The sequence below is a fragment of the Flavobacterium salmonis genome, from assembly GCF_903819435.1.
GTDB classification, from domain to species: Bacteria; Bacteroidota; Bacteroidia; order Flavobacteriales; family Flavobacteriaceae; genus Flavobacterium; species Flavobacterium chungangense.
This window is the reverse complement of sequence record NZ_CAIJDP010000006.1, coordinates 1-210: the sequence shown is the minus strand read 5'-3', so window position 1 is coordinate 210 and position 210 is coordinate 1. Positions and strand designations below refer to the sequence as shown.

General features: G+C 47.1%; 1 protein-coding gene. It reads right to left on the bottom strand.

What is annotated here, in order from left to right:
* Positions 1 to 210 (bottom strand): Ig-like domain-containing protein (locus FLACHUCJ7_RS00030; protein WP_180907446.1); only part of this gene is annotated, 210 nt, incomplete at both ends.

Below are 210 nucleotides of genomic sequence, written 5' to 3'. Positions count from 1 at the left end.
AATGGTCAGCGTATCGCCGTCAGCATCCGTATCCAGTGCCAATGGGGTCAATGTCACTGTACCATCTTCGGCAACAGTGTAGATATCGTTTAAAGCAAATTGATAATCATTAACTGCCGTTACGGTAATCAGTTCGTTGGCCGTTGCAGTCGCAGTCCCGTCTGTAATCACATACGGAATACTGATCGCGGTAGCCGAATTAAAGTTCGC